Below are 15,511 nucleotides of genomic sequence, written 5' to 3' on the forward strand. Positions count from 1 at the left end.
GAGGAGAGACGACCATGGCTGTACCCAAGAGAAAGACATCGAAAGCGAGAAGAGACAAGAGGCGGGCCCACAAGCACATGACGGCCCCTTCCTTTGCGCAGTGCCCCCAGTGCCACGAACAGCGACTGCCGCACCGCGTGTGTCCGACCTGCGGCTACTACAACGGGCGCCCCATCCTGGAGGTGGAAGAGGTCTGAACGGCCCCGGGAGCGGTGCTCCATTGAAGGACTGGGCAGATGATCCTTGCCGTCGATGCCATGGGAGGCGATGCGGCCCCCGATGAGGTGGTTCGAGGGGCGTACCTGGCATTGACTCGCACATCTGCCCGGATCCTACTGATTGGTGACGAGAAGAAGATTCACCGCTGCCTGCCCGCGGGACCGCATCCGCCGGGTTTGGACATCCTCCATGCGCCCCACACGGTGGGCATGGGGGAGATCGGCCCCCGGGTCCTCCGCAAGAAAACCCCATCATCACTGTCCGTCGCCATCCAGCAGCTCGCTCAAGGCTCAGCCGATGCTGTCGTCAGCGCAGGAAACAGCGCCGCCATCGTGGCGGCGGCCACCCACGATCTGGGGCTTTTGCCGGGGCTCAAACGACCGGCGCTGGTGGCGGCGATCCCTTCGCACAACGGCCTCGTTCATCTTGCGGATGCCGGCGCCCATACCCAGTCCCAAAGCCTCCATCTGGCTCAGACCCTGTGTCTGGTTCTTTCCTACCTCCAACACAGGCACAAGATGGAGCATCCCCGGGCCGGTCTGCTCAACCTGGGGCGCGAGGCCACCAAAGGGCCCAAGGTCATCCGGGACGCGGCCACCCTGCTGACCCAGGCGTCCGTACCCCACCAAGGGTTTGTGGAAGCCCACCAGATCCTCTTGGGCAACGTGAACGCGGTGGTCTGTGACGGTTTTTTGGGAAATGCGCTCTTGAAGCTTCTCGAGGGCGTTGGAGAAGCCTTGCGCCTTTCCCGGAACGCACAAGGCCGGTCCCACGAAAGCGGGTGGCCCGCCAGGATGGCGGCGGCGCAGCTCTCCGGAGCACCGCTTTTGGGATTGGACCGGCCCGTGATCGTGGCCCACGGCAGATCCCGGGCCCCCGAAGTGACCAACGCCATTTTGGAAGCCGAACGCCTGGCACGGGAAAGGCTGGCTCAAAAGATGGCGGCGGACGAAGAGCTGAAAAGGCGCCTGACGGCGCTGCGCAACCAAGACACCCTGTGGCGGCTGGGCCGCTGGAGGCGCCGGTGGAAATCCATCGGATCAAAGGCTGAAACGGATAAGGGAGGTGGGCCTTGAATTACTTTTTGAGCGAAGAGCAGAAGATGATCCAGGAACTGGCCGAGCAGATCGCCCGGGAGAAGATTCGCCCGGTGCGGGCCCAGTTGGACGAAGCGGAAGCATTTCCCTCGGAACTCATGCAGGTCCTGGCCCAGTCGGACCTTTTCGGCGTCTACATCCCGGAAGAATACGGCGGCCTGGGCGGCGGCATCCTGGAAAACTGCCTGGCCGTGGAACAGTTGGCCCGGGCCTGCATCGGGGTGGCCACGTCGTTTGCCGCCAGCGGCCTGGGGGCCTATCCCATCTTGCTTTACGGGAGCGAAGAACAAAAGAGCGCCTATCTGCCCGACATAGCAGCCGGCCGCCGTTTGGCCGCCTTTGCGGTCACCGAGTCGGGAGCGGGCAGCGATGTGACCGCCATCAAGACCACTGCGGTCAAGGACGGCGACCACTACATCCTCAACGGCACCAAGCAATGGATCACCAACGGCGGCGAAGCGGACATCTACAGCGTGCTGGCCGTGACCGACAAGGCCAAGGGGCCGCGGGGTGCCAGCTTCTTTATTGTGGAAAAGGGAGACCCGGGCTTTGGCTTCGGCAAGAAGGAAAAGAAGCTGGGCATTCGCGCTTCGGCCACCCGGGAGCTGGTCTTCCAGGATTGTCGCATCCCCAAGGAGCGTCTCATCGCCAAGGAAGGGATGGGCTTTATCATCGCCATGAAGACCTTCGACAAGTCCCGGCCGGGCATCGGCGCCCTGGGGGTGGGCCTGGCCCAGGGAGCCTTGGACATCGCCGTGGAATACGCGCGCAAAAGGGTCCAATTCGGTAAGCCCATCATCAGCTTCCAGGCCGTACAGCACAAGCTGGCCGACATGGCCACCAAGACGGAAGCGGCCCGCGCCCTCATCTATTCCGCCGCCCGACACATGGACACCAACCCTCCGGATGCCAGCAAGGTGGCGGCCATGTGCAAGGTCTTCGCCAGCGACGTGGCCGTGGAAGTCACCACGGAGGCGGTCCAGATCCTGGGCGGCTACGGCTACATGCGCGACTACCCGGTGGAAAAGATGTTCCGTGACGCCAAGATCCTCCAGATCTACGAGGGCACCAACGAAATCCAGCGGAACATCATCGGCCAGGAGCTGAACAAGGAATACGGGCGCATCAAGGAGACCTTCTTCTAAGCCGCCGCCTCTTTCCGTTGTTTCTCAGACGAGGGAAGATCTGCCATGAAGATCGTGGTGTGCATCAAGCAAGTTCCCGATGCGAAAAACGTGCGCATCGATCCCAACACCCACACCCTGGTGCGCCAGGGAGTGGAATCCATCATCAATCCCTTCGACCTGTTCGCCGTGGAGGCGGCCCTGCGCCTCAAGGATCGCCACGGGGCCCACGTGACGGCCATCACCATGGGGCCGCCCCAGGCGGAAGAAGCCCTTCGAGACGTACTGAGCCGCGGCGTGGACGATGCCGTCCTTTTGAGCGATCGGGCCTTCGCCGGCGCCGACACCTGGGCCACGGCAACGGCCTTGGCCGCCGCCGTTCGAAAGATGGGTGACGTCTCCCTCATCTTCTGCGGCAAGCAGGCCATCGACGGAGACACCGCCCAGGTGGGCCCCGAACTGGCCACCATCCTGGACATCCCCTACGCCACCTTCGTCAAGGAATTGAATCTGGACGGCCCCGATCATCTCAAGGTGGTTCGCCGCACAGACGAAGGAACGGAGGTGTGGCGCCTGCCCCTCCCCGCCCTGGTCACCGTCCTTCGGGAAGTGGGAGATCCCCGGGTGCCGTCACTCAAGCACAAGATGAGGGCGAAAAAGGCGACCCTCCCCGTTTGGGGCATCCAGGACGTGGGCCTGGACCAGGACCGGGTGGGCCTGAGCGGCTCCTACACCCAGGTGGTGAAGGTCTTCAGCCCGCCGCGTCGAGCCGACCGCGTGATGCTCCAGGGACCCGTGGAAGACCAGGTGGAACAGCTCTACCGTTACCTCAAGGAAGCCAAGGTGCCCGGCCTATGAAAGCTCTGATCGATCCTCAAAAGTGTACGGTTTGCGGTGTTTGTGAAGACGTTTGCCCGGTGGGCGCCATCTCCGTAGGGGAGACGGCCGCCACCGTCTCCGATGAGTGCACCCTGTGCGGTATGTGCGTGGATACGTGCGAGTTCGGCGCCATCTCCCTGCCCCAAGTGGGTACCGGCCCCAAGGACGATCTTAGCGCCTACCGGGGGGTGTGGGTCTTCGCCGAATGGCGCCGGGGAACGATCCATCGGGTGAGCTACGAACTGCTCAGCGCCGCCCGGAAGCTGGCGGACAAGAAGGGCGTGCCGTGCGCGGCCGTACTGCTGGGCTCCGACCTGGACGCGGCCGCTCCTTCCCTGCTGGAATACGGCGCGGATACGGTCTATGTGATCGACCATCCCAACCTGGCCGACTTCACCGACGAGGCCTACGCCAACAGCCTGGTGGCCCTGGTCCGGGAGAAGAGACCGGAAATCCTTCTGGCCGGCGCCACCACCATGGGTCGGTCCTTCATTCCCCGGGTGGCCGCCCTGCTCCAGACGGGCCTCACGGCCGACTGCACCGATCTGGACATCAGCGAAGAGGGCCTTTTGCTGCAGACCCGACCTGCCTTCGGCGGCAACGTCATGGCCACCATCGTCTGCCCCAACAGCCGTCCCCAGATGGCCACCGTTCGCCCCCGGGTCATGCGGCCGGAAAAGGATGCCCGAAACGGCCGCATCGAAAAGGTGACCCTGCCCGAGGAGGTCTTCCAAACCCGCGTGGAGGTGCTCCAGGTCATCCCGGAAGAGGACGTGACGGCCAAGCTCAGCGAGGCGGAGGTGATCATTTCCGGCGGCCGTGGCCTTCAGAAGGCGGAAAACTTCCACCTGGTGGAAGAACTGGCCCAGCTCCTGAAAGGCGCCGTGGGTGCTTCGCGAAGTGCGGTAGAAGAAGGCTGGGCCCCACCGTCCCACCAGGTGGGCCAGACCGGTCAGACCGTGGCCCCCACCCTCTACATGGCCGTGGGCATCTCGGGGGCCATCCAGCACATCGTGGGCATGCAGGGCTCCAAGGTCATCGTGGCCGTCAACAAGGACCCGGAGGCTCCCATTTTCGACGTGGCCTCCTGCGGCGTGGTGGCGGATCTTTTTGAATTCGTGCCGGCCTTCATTCAGCGCTTGAAACGGGAAGGCTGAATGGCAAGGCGCCAGGGCTACGTGGTGCGGAAAGAGGCCTTGGTGGTGAGCCCTCAACGGAGGGCCCAGCCATCACCCGCGCCGCATCGTGTACCACGGCGTGCACCCTTTTGGGGCACGGCGGGCCCGGTTTTTCCAACGCCCCACTTTGGCCGATCCAACGGGCTGCCAGCCGTCCCAAGCGTTTGGCAAGTTCTCGCAAAAGAATCCAGACACCTTCAAAGACCCCAACTTTACGTCTTTGAGCAGCCAAGGAGGCGGGTATGGAACACAACAAAGTCGTCTTGGTCACGGGTGCCAGCCGCGGCATCGGACGCGCCGTGGCTTTGGCCTTTGCCGAGCCCGAAACGACGGTCGTGGTCAACTACCGTTCCGGCCAGGAGGCCGCCCAAGAGACGGCCCGTGCCGTAGAAAAGCAGGGAGGCAAGGCGGTGCTCTGCCCCTTTGATGTGGCCGATCCCGACGCTGTCAAAAAGGCCTTCAAGGAGGTGGTGGACTCTCTGGGCCGCCTGGACGTTCTGGTCAACAACGCCGGGATGACCCGGGACAACGTCTTTCCCCGCCTGAAGACGGAAGACTGGGACCTGGTGCTGGACGTGAACCTGAAGGGCATCTTCCTGTGCTCCCAGGCGGCGGTGCGCCCCATGCTCAAGCAGCGCCACGGTAGGATCATCAACATCACCTCCGTTGTGGGCTTTACAGGAAACCCCGGACAATGCAATTATGCGGCGGCGAAAGCCGGCATCATGGGCCTGACCCGTTCTCTGGCCCGTGAGCTCATTTCCAGAAACATCACGGTGAACGCCGTGGCGCCCGGATACATCGAAACCGAAATGACACACGCTTTGCCGGAAAAGGCCCGCGAAGCCCTTGTGGCCCAGATCCCCGCAGGACGCACGGGCCGGCCGGAGGAAGTGGCCGCGGCGGTTCGCTTTCTGGCATCGGAGCAAGCCGCTTACATCACCGGGCAGGTCCTTCACGTCAATGGCGGCATGTACATGGGTTGATCCAGGGCGCAAGCCCTTCCAACAAGCGAGGAGATCATGAAGCGAAGCACTGGCCGTCGTGTGGTGATCACGGGATTGGGACTCGTGACGCCCTTGGGTGTGGGTATCGAGCAGAACTGGAACAAGTTGATCAAGGGCATTTCCGGCATCGGACCGATCACCCGCTTCGATACCGAAGGGTTCGCCAGCAAGATCGCCGGAGAAGTCTCGGACTTCAACCCGGAAGACTTTATCCCCAAGAAAGACATCCGCAAGATGGATATCTTTCTCACCTATGCCTTGGCGGCCGCCCAACTGGCCTTCCAGGACGCCCAAACCCAGATCGATCCCCAGGAGAGTCCCCGGGCCGGAGTGATCCTGGGCTGCGGTCTGGGGGGCCTGACCACCATCGAAACTTACCACAAGACCCTGCTGCAATCGGGGCCGCGCAAAATCAGCCCTTTCTTCATCCCCATGCTCATCGGCAACATGGCCCCGGGCCTCATCTCCATCCAGCACAAGGCCAAGGGACCCAACATGTCGATCCAAACCGCCTGCGCCGCCGGCACCCATGCCATCGGACAGGCCTTTCACCTCGTCCGGGACGGCGTGACCGACCTCATGATCACGGGCGGTGTGGAATCCACCATCACCCCGCTGTGCGTGGCCGGCTTCAACGCCATGCGGGCCCTTTCCACGCGCAACGACGACCCCCAAAAGGCTTCCCGCCCCTTCGACAAGGATCGGGACGGGTTTGTTCTGGGCGAAGGGTGCGCCATCCTGATCCTGGAGGAAGCGGAGCGGGCCCGGGCCCGGGGAGCCAGGATCTATGCGGAAGTGATCGGATTCGGAGCCTCCGGCGACGCCTACCACATGACGGCGCCGGCCCCAGGAGGGGAAGGTGCGGCCAACTGCATGCGGGCGGCCTTGGAAGATGCGGGCCTGGCCCCTACGGACGTGGACTACATCAACGCCCACGGCACCTCCACAGAGCTCAACGATCGGCTGGAAACCCAGGCCATCAAGACCGTCTTCGGTGAGCATGCCAAGAAGCTGGCCGTCAGTTCCACCAAGTCCATGACCGGCCACCTGCTGGGAGCCGCCGGGGGCGTGGAAGGTGCCTACACGGCCCTGACCATCTATCACGGCATCTTACCGCCCACGATCAATTACGAAACCCCCGATCCGGACTGCGATCTGGACTTCGTGCCCAACACGGCCAGAAAAGCCGATCCCCAGGTGGCCCTGTCCAATTCCTTCGGCTTTGGGGGCACCAACGGCACCGTGGTTTTCAGGAAGTGGACGGAAAGCTAGGAGATCGTCTCAGAACGCCCCGGCTGCTCCCTTCTTGTGCGAACGGAAGGTTGGGGCTACCATAAGGGCCCGTGCTGTCAGCCTGGCCATGCCGCGGTAGGGGCGGGTTCCGAACCCGCCCCTACAAAGCTCAAAAAGAGCCACATGACACAGTGGAATTTCAGCTCGATGGAAATCCACCAAAAGGCCGAAAGGCCATTGCCGGACAAGCTCCAGGAGCCCCCTTGCCGGTATCCAGACAGAAAGAGGAAAACCATGCTGAAGATCATGATCGGCGCCGACCATGCCGGCTTCGAACTGAAGCAAAAGATCGTGTCCCGGCTCCAGCAGGCCGGTTATCCCGTTGAGGACATCGGAACCCACAGCATGGACTCGGTGGATTATCCGGACTATGCCTTCCGGGTGGCACGGGCCGTGGCCGCCGGCCACGCGGACCGGGGGATCTTGGTGTGCGGCAGCGGGATCGGCATGTCCATGGCCGCCAACCGCATATCGGGCGTACGTGCCGTGTTGGCTTGCGAGCCCTACGCGGCCAAGATGAGCCGTCGCCACAACGACAGCAACGTCCTGTGCCTGGGGGGCCGCTTTCTCGGTCAGGACCTGGCCTTCGAAATCGTGGACACCTGGCTCGCCGAAGGCTTTGAAGGGGGGCGCCACAGCCGGCGCGTGACCCTCTTGGACCGAGACACGGGCAAGGACGGTACGGGCCCTCATCTTTGACATCACAACGCACGAGGATAGGATGGACATGCATTCACTCCAGTCGACGGACCCGGAAATCGCCCAAGTCCTTCGGGACGAAGAGCACCGGCAGCGGAGCAAGCTGGAACTGATCGCCTCGGAAAATTTCGTGAGCGACGCCGTCCGGCTGACCCAGGGATCGGTGCTCACCAACAAGTACGCCGAAGGCTATCCGGGGCGGCGCTACTACGGCGGATGCCAGTTCGTGGACGTGGCGGAACGGCTGGCTCAGGAACGGGCCCGCCGTCTCTTCCAAGCCGAGTATGCCAACGTGCAGCCCCATTCCGGGTCCCAGGCCAACATGGCCGTCTATTTCGCCCTGTTGCAGCCCGGTGAGACCATCATGGGCATGGATCTGCGTCAGGGTGGCCATCTCACCCACGGAAGCCCGGTGAGCTTTTCCGGACGGCTCTTCCAGGTGGTTGCCTACGGAGTGAAACCGGACACCGAAACCATCGACTTCGACCAGATGGCCCGATTGGCCAGGGAACATCGCCCGAAGCTCATCGTGGCCGGCGCCAGCGCCTATCCGCGGATCATCGATTTTGCCCGTTTCCGGGAAATCTGCGATGAAGTGGGCGCCTATCTCATGGTGGACATGGCCCACATCGCCGGGCTGGTGAGCGCCGGGGTGCACCCCAATCCGGTGCCCCACGCCCACGTGGTCACCTCCACCACCCACAAGACCCTGCGCGGACCCCGCGGGGGTCTGATTCTCAGCGGGGCCGAGCTGGGCAGGAAGCTGGACAACCAGATCTTTCCCGGCATCCAGGGCGGTCCGCTCATGCACGTCATTGCCGCCAAGGCCGTGGCCTTCCAGGAAGCCTTGCAGCCCTGCTTCAAGGAATACCAACGGCGGATCGTGGAAAACGCCCGCACTCTGGCCCAGGAACTCCTGTCCCTCGGGTATCGGCTGGTTTCCGGCGGCACCGACAATCACCTGATGCTGGTGGATCTTCGCAACAAGGGCATCACGGGCAAGCAGGCCGAAGAGGCCCTGGACATGGCGGGCATCACGGTGAACAAGAATTCCATCCCCTTCGATCCGCAAAAGCCCCATGTCACCAGCGGTATCCGGATCGGTACAGCGGCCGTCACCACCCGCGGTATGGAACCTTCCCACATGGTGGAGATCGGCCGCTTTATCCACCAAGCCCTGTCGGCCATGGGGGACGAGACACGCCTGGCGGCGCTCCAACGCCAGGTGGCCTCTTTTTGTGATGACTTTCCGCTGCACGACCCCGGAAGTCACTCCCACGTTCTTTCGGCTCAAGGCTAGGAGGGTGTCTGAGAACGCCCAGGTTCCTCACTTCTTGTGTGGACGGAAGGTTGGGACTTTCAAGCAGGCTTGCGCTGCTGGCCTGGACAGCTCAAACAAGAGCCACAGGGCACGGTGGAATTTCAGACAGTTAGAAATCTAAAAGGCCATTGTCGGACGGGCTCTACAGGGCAAGATGAGAAGTAAGCACGGGAAATGAAGTCATGCATCGGGAATCGTAACTCGTGAAACCGATGCCGGATGACCGACCAGTGAAAACCGAAACCCCATAACCACTCAGCCTTCTGGGGTGAGCCCCAAGGAGCGTGGCGGGTGAACGCAAACGCAATGGATACGGACACCTTTTACATGCGGCGAGCCCTGCGGATCGCCGCTCGCGGTTCCGGCTGGACCAGCCCCAACCCCATGGTGGGCGCCGTGGTGGTCCGGGACGGCCGCATCGTCGGAGAAGGCTACCACCGCCGGGTGGGGGAAGCCCATGCGGAAGTGAACGCCCTGCGCCAGGCGGGAGACGCCTGTCGGGGCGCCACCCTGTACGTGACCCTGGAGCCTTGCAACCATCACGGTCGGACGCCTCCGTGCACCGAAGCGGTCTTGGCGGCGGGCGTCCGCAGGGTGGTGGCGGGCATGCTGGATCCCAACCCGCAGGTGGCGGGAGGCGGCCTGGACAGACTCCGGGCGGCGGGCCTCCAGGTCGTGGCCGGCGTTTTGGAAGAAGAATGCCGGCTTCTCAACCAGCCTTTCATCAAGTGGGTGACCCAGGGTGTGCCCCACGTGACTCTGAAGGCCGCGGCCACCCTGGACGGTCGGATCGCCGCCCGAACGGGCGACGCCCGTTGGGTGTCCAACGAAAAGTCGCGGCGCCATACGCATCGGCTGCGGCACCGGCTGGACGCCATCCTGGTGGGCGTGGGAACGGCCCTGGCGGACGACCCACTACTCACCGCCCGCCTTCCCGGAACCAGGTGCCGCCAGCCTCTTCGCATCGTCTTGGACAGCACTCTTCACCTTCCCGAAAGTTCCCAGCTGGTTCGCACCGCTTCTCAATCGCCGGTCTGGGTGGTGTGCGCGGAAGACGCGCCCCAAGAAAAGCAAAGGCGATTGGAAGACCAGGGCGTGGAGGTCCTGCGCCTTGCCCGCGCGGAAGCCGGCTGCGATCTTTCCGAGCTCCTTGGAGAACTGGGGCGGCGATCGATCACCAGCCTCCTGGTGGAAGGCGGTGCGCGCGTGCACGGCGCCTTTTTGGATCAGGGCCTGGCCGATACGCTCGTTCTCTTTCTGGCCCCCAAGATCCTGGGAGATGCCGAGGGAGTCCCCGTCTTTCAGGGCGGGGCCCGATGGAGCATGCAGGACGCCGCCGGCCTTTACGGCGTCAAAGTGCGAAGAATGGACTCGGACCTGCTGATCACCGCAAGATTCCGGGAGGGGCTTTACTGACCGCGGGCTTCACCGGAAAGGCGATCTCCGCCATGATTCCACAAGCGCCTGCTGAAGGGGCCCTGCCGCAGATCTGAAGCCTCGCGGATGCTTAAGGGAAGCCCGGGCGGTCCGCTGCCGGGCCGAAACGCCGGACAGCTTCCCAGCAACCCAGCACACAGGAAGGAAAACCACATGTTTACGGGACTGGTGGAAGGAACGGGCACCCTGCTCCGCATCGACCGCAGGGGTCCGGACGCGCGCATGGCCCTGCGCGCCGATTTCGACCCGGAAGGATTCACCTTGGGAGAGAGCATCGCGGTGGACGGGGCGTGCCTGACCGTGGTCTCCTTTGAAGGGCGAACCTTCAGCGTGGACGTCTCGGCCGAAACCCTTTCCCGAACCACCCTGGGGTCCAAGAGTCCGGGAGCCCGTTTCAACCTGGAACGGGCTCTGCGGCTGGGGGACCGCCTGGGAGGCCATCTGGTCACCGGACACATCGACGGTCTGGGAACACTCCAGGACCGGGCCATGGAAGGAAGGTCCTGGAAGCTGACCTTTGCCATCCCGCCGGAGCTGTCCCGTTACGTGGTGCCCAAGGGTTCCATCGCCATCAACGGCGTGAGCCTCACGGTGAACACCTGCGAGCCGGGCCGGTTCTATGTGAACGTCATCCCCCACACGGCGGACGTGACCACCATCGGGCAGCTCAAGATCGGCGAGGAGGTGAACATCGAAACGGACATCATCGGAAAGTACGTGGAGCGCCTGCTCAAGGGCTATGACGCCCAGGACAAAGCGGACTCCCCATCGCCTGGGATCGACACGGCCTTCCTGGTGGAACACGGGTTTCTGTAACGGGCGAAGCTTTCTTGTATCGGGGGAAACATCATGTTATAGGACTCCCGACCCGCCTGCCGGGTCGGGAGTCGTTCTTTGCGGGAGCGGGATTTCCGCCTCCCTATTCCTTTGCTGGAAGGAGCCGATCATGCCACTGGCAACCATTCCCGAAGCCTTGGAAGACATTCGTCAGGGGAAGATGGTCATCCTCGTGGACGATGAGGATCGGGAAAACGAAGGCGATCTGTGCATCGCCGCCGAGAAAGTCACCCCTGAGGCCATCAACTTCATGGCCAAACACGGCCGCGGTCTCATCTGCCTGGCGCTCACCCCCGAATGGGTGGACCGGTTGCAGCTTCCCATGATGGTCCGGGACAACAAGAGCCCTTTTGAGACGGCGTTCACCATCTCCATTGAGGCGCGAACCGGTGTCACCACGGGAATCAGCGCCGCGGACAGGGCCCACACCATCCTGACGGCCGTAGCCGACGACGCCAAGCCGGAAGACCTGGTGAGCCCCGGTCATGTCTTTCCGCTCCGGGCCAAGAAGGGCGGCGTGCTGGTGCGCACGGGCCAGACGGAAGGATCGGTGGACCTGGCCCGCCTGGCCGGATTGAAGCCCGCCGGGGTGATCTGCGAGATCATGAAAGACGACGGCACCATGGCCCGCATGCCGGACCTGGAAAAGTTCGCCCAAGAACACAACCTGAAGATTGTCACCATCGCCGATCTCATCGAATACCGCATGCAGACGGAAAGCTTCGTGCAGCGTGCGGCTGAGGCTCGCCTGCCCAGTCTCTTCGGGGAAGAGTTCAAAGTGATCGCTTATACCAACGTGATCGATGAATACACCCACCTGGCCCTGGTCAAGGGGGAGATCCGCCCCGAGGACGAGGTGCTGGTGCGCGTGCACTCGGAATGCCTCACCGGCGATGTTTTTGGATCCCTGCGCTGCGACTGCGGCGACCAGCTCCGGGCCGCCATGCTCAAGATCGACCGGGAAGGCAGCGGCGTCCTCCTCTACATGAGGAACCACGAAGGACGGGGCATCGGGCTGGTCAACAAGCTCAGGGCCTACGCCCTTCAGGAGCAAGGCTACGACACAGTGGAGGCCAACGAGGCGCTGGGATTCAAGGCGGATCTTCGCGACTACGGTATCGGTGCCCAGATCCTGGTGGACCTGGGGGTGCGAAAGATGCGTCTCATGACCAACAACCCCAAGAAGATCGTCGGGTTGCAGGGATACGGCCTCACCGTCACCGAACGGGTGCCCATCGAGATCGAACCCAACCCGTGCAACTACGACTATCTGAAGACCAAGTGCACCAAGATGGGCCATGTGCTCCACTGTCTGGATTCAGCCGAAGAGGTGAAAAAGCATGAGAGTGTTTGAAGGCAACCTGCGAGCGGAAGGGCTCAAGTTCGGCATCGTGGTCAGCCGTTTCAATGATTTCATCTGCGAACGGCTGTTGGGCGGGGCCGTGGATGCCCTCACCAGGACCGGGGCCAGTGAGGCGGATATCCACGTCTACAAAGTCCCGGGAGCGTTCGAGATTCCCTTGACGGCCAAGAAGGTGGCTGCCAGCGGCCGTTACGACGCCATCATCTGCCTGGGGGCCGTTATCCGCGGAGCCACGCCCCACTTCGATTACGTGGCCGCCGAAGTCTCCAAAGGGATCGCCACGGTGAGCCTGGAAGCGGCCACTCCCATCACCTTCGGCGTGCTCACCACGGACACCCTGGAACAGGCCATCGAGCGGGCCGGGTCCAAGGCGGGCAACAAGGGCTTCGAAGCGGCCATGGCCGCCGTGGAAATGGCCAATCTACTGAAAAACATCTAGGTGAACAGGCCCATGGGACTTCGTCGCCAGGCCCGAGAACTGGCCTTGCAAGTGCTCTACCAGATGGACTTCAACCAGATGGCGCCCGAACGTGCCTTCGATCTGGTGTGCCGATGCTTCGAAGTGGCCCGGGAACCCCGGGCCTTCGCCAAGCTCTTGGTGGACGGGGTCTGCCTTCACAAGGAAGCCATCGATCAGCGGCTCGCCGAGGCTTCTGAAAACTGGCGCGTGGAACGCATGTCCTCGGTGGACCGCAATATCTTGCGCATCGCCCTCTACGAAATGTTTCACCGGGACGACATCCCCCCCCGGGTGTCCATCAACGAAGCCATCGAACTGGCCAAGCGCTTCGGCACCGAAGACTCCCGCTCCTTCGTCAACGGTGTGCTGGACAAGCTCTTCCACACCAAACAACAAAAAGAAGACAAGGCCGCGCCCGCTCCCCCGAAGCAGTCACCCGCCTGAGGGGGCTGTCCGGCAAGGGCCTTTGGGCCTTCTGGGGGATTATCAACTGGACGCAATTCCACCGTGCCCCGTGGCTCTTTTTGAGCCTTGTGGGGGCAGGTTCGGAACCCGCCCCTACTGCTGCAAGGTCAGGCTGATAGCACGATCCCGCCTAGCAGTTCCAAACTTTCGTCCACACAAGAAGGCAACAACCTGGGCGTTCTCAGACAGCCTGCTACGAGAGAAATGGAGACTTCCCGGCATCTTGAGCCCGAAAGCCCTTTTCAGACAGGCTCCCGGCCCCTCCGGAATCGTCCATGACGCGGCGGATGGTCGCCGCCAGATCCTCCACCTTGTAGGGCTTGATCACCACCCCGTCGAAACCGTAATCACGGTGGCGGGCCATGACGGGATCGTTGCAATAGCCGCTGGAAACAATCGTCCGCACGCCGGGATGGATGGATCGCAGCGCTTCCAGGGTTTCCTGCCCCCCCATGCCCCCGGGCACCGTGAGGTCCAAGACCACCACATCGTAGGGCGCGCCCGATTCCAACGCCCGCCGATAAGCGGCCACCGCTTCCGAGCCCTCCCGGGCCAGGCTCACCTCAAAGCCAAGCAAGCGCAGCATCTCGCCCACGGTCTCCCGCACCAACTCCTCGTCATCCATCACCAGGACCTTGCCCTGCGTGCGGGACGATCCCGGAAGATCCCTCGGCCCCTCCTGGGCAGCGCACTCCCCTGCCGCGGCGGGCAAAAAGAATCGGACCTCCGTTCCTTGTCCCTTCTGCGAATTCACCGAGATGCTCCCCCCGTGGCGCCGAATCACGGAATGGGCCACCGAAAGGCCGATTCCCGCTCCGAGGCCCTGGCCGTAGGGATCGAACAGCCGCTCCACCATTTCACGGGCCAGTGCCGGCCCGTGATCCCGAAAGGAAAAGCGCACATAGCGTCCCGCCGGAAGCCCCTCCCGATCCTGCGCAATCACCACGTTTTCGGCTCGAACCTGTATCCTGCCGCCCGGTTCGGCTCGCTTCTTTCCATGGAGGGTAATCTGGTGGATGGCCTGTCGCACCAGGGCTTCATCGGCCTGGATCGGCCAGAGATCTTCTGGTGTTTGGATATGGGCCGTGACAGCCGAGCCAGAAAGGGCGAAATGGACCGTTTCGGTAAGGAGTTTTGCTGAATCCAGGGGGACCCGGACGGGTTCCCCACCGGTCGCGAAGGTGAGTAGCTGGCGGGTGATAGCCTGAGCCCGAAAGCAGGCACTTTCCGCATTCACCAGCCGTTCATACACGCGGCTCCCGGGCTCCGCACTCACCTTGGCCAGGGAAATGTTACCCAGGATCGCCGCCAGGGCATTGTTGAAATCATGGGCGATGCCTCCAGCCAGCATGCCCAGAGCTTCCAGTCTCTGGACCCGCAGCCATTCCCACTCCCGGGCCTTCCGCGGGCGCAGGTCCCGGCACACGACACACAGCCTGCCGGTGTCGGCAATGGGATTGAGGGTCATCTCCACCGGGACCTCTTCACCGCCTTTGGTGCGCAGTCGCTTTTCGCACACCCGACCGTCCAAGGCCCCGATCGTGCGGTTCAGACACGCCTCCACCTCATCGGGAGGAGCATTCAAAAGATCGGACAGGGACACCCCCCTGAGCTCCTCCTCCGAGTAGCCCAGCAAAGAAGCCAAAGACCGGTTGACCGTTTCGATCCGCTTCTGCCGCACATCCAACACGGCGACCCCGTCCAGCATCTGTTCCATGGGAAACCGGCCGCACGTTTGCCGATCCTCCCACGGTTGGTCGTCCAGGGGAAGACCCTCCGCGTCCGCCAAGAACTCCAAGACACCCATGAGCGTTCCCAGGGAGTCCACAAAGGGAAGAGCCCGGCCGCGCCGGAATGGGCCGCCGTTGGAACGTTTTTCCACCCGAACCGGCGCCCTTTTCTCCATGGCCTGGAGGACGGCGCAGTCCGCGCAAGGCCGGCTCCGCCCGTGAAGCACCCGGTAGCATTTTCTTCCCAGAAGCTCCCGCCGGGACTTGCCTGCCCACCGGCAGGCCGCTCTGTTGGCCCACAGGATCTGTAGCTGCCGATCGTAATAGAAAATCAGATCTCCAATCTGATCCAGCGCGGAAAGAAATCGATCTCCCATGGGGAGCCTCCGAATATGCGCCCTG

15 protein-coding genes are annotated in these 15,511 nt (G+C 63.1%); 14 read left to right on the forward strand and 1 reads right to left on the reverse strand.

Annotation, left to right across the window (positions count from 1 at the left end):
* The first annotated feature begins 14 nt into the window (after positions 1-14).
* The 14 genes from rpmF to nusB all read left to right on the forward strand — a co-directional run bounded on the left by rpmF (position 15) and on the right by nusB (position 13,358).
* Entirely contained in the window at positions 15-197 is a 183-nt protein-coding gene (gene rpmF, locus B9A12_RS03600; protein WP_084056365.1) for a 50S ribosomal protein L32, read from the forward strand.
* 39 nt (positions 198-236) lie between these two features.
* On the forward strand, positions 237-1,295 hold the full coding sequence (locus B9A12_RS03605; RefSeq protein WP_084056367.1) for a phosphate acyltransferase: 1,059 nt from the start codon (positions 237-239) through the stop codon (positions 1,293-1,295).
* Positions 1,292-2,461: an acyl-CoA dehydrogenase family protein gene (locus B9A12_RS03610; protein WP_084056369.1), complete on the forward strand. Its 1,170-nt coding sequence runs from the start codon at positions 1,292-1,294 to the stop codon at positions 2,459-2,461. Before B9A12_RS03605 ends, B9A12_RS03610 begins: the two co-directional genes overlap by 4 nt.
* A 45-nt stretch (positions 2,462-2,506) precedes the next feature.
* Entirely contained in the window at positions 2,507-3,298 is a 792-nt protein-coding gene (locus tag B9A12_RS03615; RefSeq protein WP_084056371.1) for an electron transfer flavoprotein subunit beta/FixA family protein, read from the forward strand.
* Positions 3,295-4,476, forward strand: a complete 1,182-nt coding sequence (locus B9A12_RS03620; RefSeq protein ID WP_084056373.1) for an electron transfer flavoprotein subunit alpha — start codon at positions 3,295-3,297, stop codon at positions 4,474-4,476. The genes B9A12_RS03615 and B9A12_RS03620 overlap by 4 nt, the downstream gene beginning before the upstream one ends.
* A 263-nt stretch (positions 4,477-4,739) precedes the next feature.
* Positions 4,740-5,483, forward strand: a complete 744-nt coding sequence (fabG, locus tag B9A12_RS03625; protein WP_084056375.1) for a 3-oxoacyl-[acyl-carrier-protein] reductase — start codon at positions 4,740-4,742, stop codon at positions 5,481-5,483.
* A gap of 36 nt (positions 5,484-5,519) precedes the next feature.
* Positions 5,520-6,776 (forward strand): beta-ketoacyl-ACP synthase II, encoded by a 1,257-nt coding sequence (gene fabF, locus B9A12_RS03630; protein WP_084056377.1) that lies wholly within the window; start codon positions 5,520-5,522, stop codon positions 6,774-6,776.
* Positions 6,777-7,031: 255 nt separating this feature from the next.
* The gene (gene rpiB, locus B9A12_RS03635) at positions 7,032-7,496 is read left to right on the forward strand and encodes a ribose 5-phosphate isomerase B (RefSeq protein ID WP_139796471.1); all 465 of its coding nucleotides are present in this window, start codon (positions 7,032-7,034) and stop codon (positions 7,494-7,496) included.
* A 28-nt stretch (positions 7,497-7,524) separates the two neighbouring features.
* Entirely contained in the window at positions 7,525-8,796 is a 1,272-nt protein-coding gene (locus tag B9A12_RS03640; protein ID WP_084056379.1) for a serine hydroxymethyltransferase, read from the forward strand.
* A 312-nt stretch (positions 8,797-9,108) separates the two neighbouring features.
* Positions 9,109-10,233: a bifunctional diaminohydroxyphosphoribosylaminopyrimidine deaminase/5-amino-6-(5-phosphoribosylamino)uracil reductase RibD gene (gene ribD, locus B9A12_RS03645; protein ID WP_245802335.1), complete on the forward strand. Its 1,125-nt coding sequence runs from the start codon at positions 9,109-9,111 to the stop codon at positions 10,231-10,233.
* Positions 10,234-10,407: 174 nt separating this feature from the next.
* Positions 10,408-11,070 (forward strand): riboflavin synthase, encoded by a 663-nt coding sequence (locus B9A12_RS03650; RefSeq protein ID WP_084056383.1) that lies wholly within the window; start codon positions 10,408-10,410, stop codon positions 11,068-11,070.
* 130 nt (positions 11,071-11,200) lie between these two features.
* The gene (locus B9A12_RS03655; protein ID WP_084056385.1) at positions 11,201-12,445 is read left to right on the forward strand and encodes a bifunctional 3,4-dihydroxy-2-butanone-4-phosphate synthase/GTP cyclohydrolase II; all 1,245 of its coding nucleotides are present in this window, start codon (positions 11,201-11,203) and stop codon (positions 12,443-12,445) included.
* Positions 12,432-12,893 (forward strand): 6,7-dimethyl-8-ribityllumazine synthase, encoded by a 462-nt coding sequence (gene ribH, locus B9A12_RS03660; protein WP_084056387.1) that lies wholly within the window; start codon positions 12,432-12,434, stop codon positions 12,891-12,893. Before B9A12_RS03655 ends, ribH begins: the two co-directional genes overlap by 14 nt.
* Positions 12,894-12,905: 12 nt before the next feature.
* Complete coding sequence (gene nusB, locus B9A12_RS03665; RefSeq protein WP_084056444.1) at positions 12,906-13,358, forward strand: transcription antitermination factor NusB; 453 nt, start codon at positions 12,906-12,908, stop codon at positions 13,356-13,358.
* A 214-nt stretch (positions 13,359-13,572) separates the two neighbouring features.
* Here nusB and B9A12_RS03670 read toward each other — a convergent pair whose 3' ends face one another.
* The gene (locus B9A12_RS03670; RefSeq protein WP_084056389.1) at positions 13,573-15,486 is read right to left on the reverse strand and encodes a PAS domain-containing hybrid sensor histidine kinase/response regulator; all 1,914 of its coding nucleotides are present in this window, start codon (positions 15,484-15,486) and stop codon (positions 13,573-13,575) included.
* Positions 15,487-15,511: the final 25 nt, after the last annotated feature.

The sequence above is a fragment of the Desulfacinum hydrothermale DSM 13146 genome (genome assembly GCF_900176285.1).
GTDB lineage: Bacteria > Desulfobacterota > Syntrophobacteria > Syntrophobacterales > DSM-9756 > Desulfacinum > Desulfacinum hydrothermale.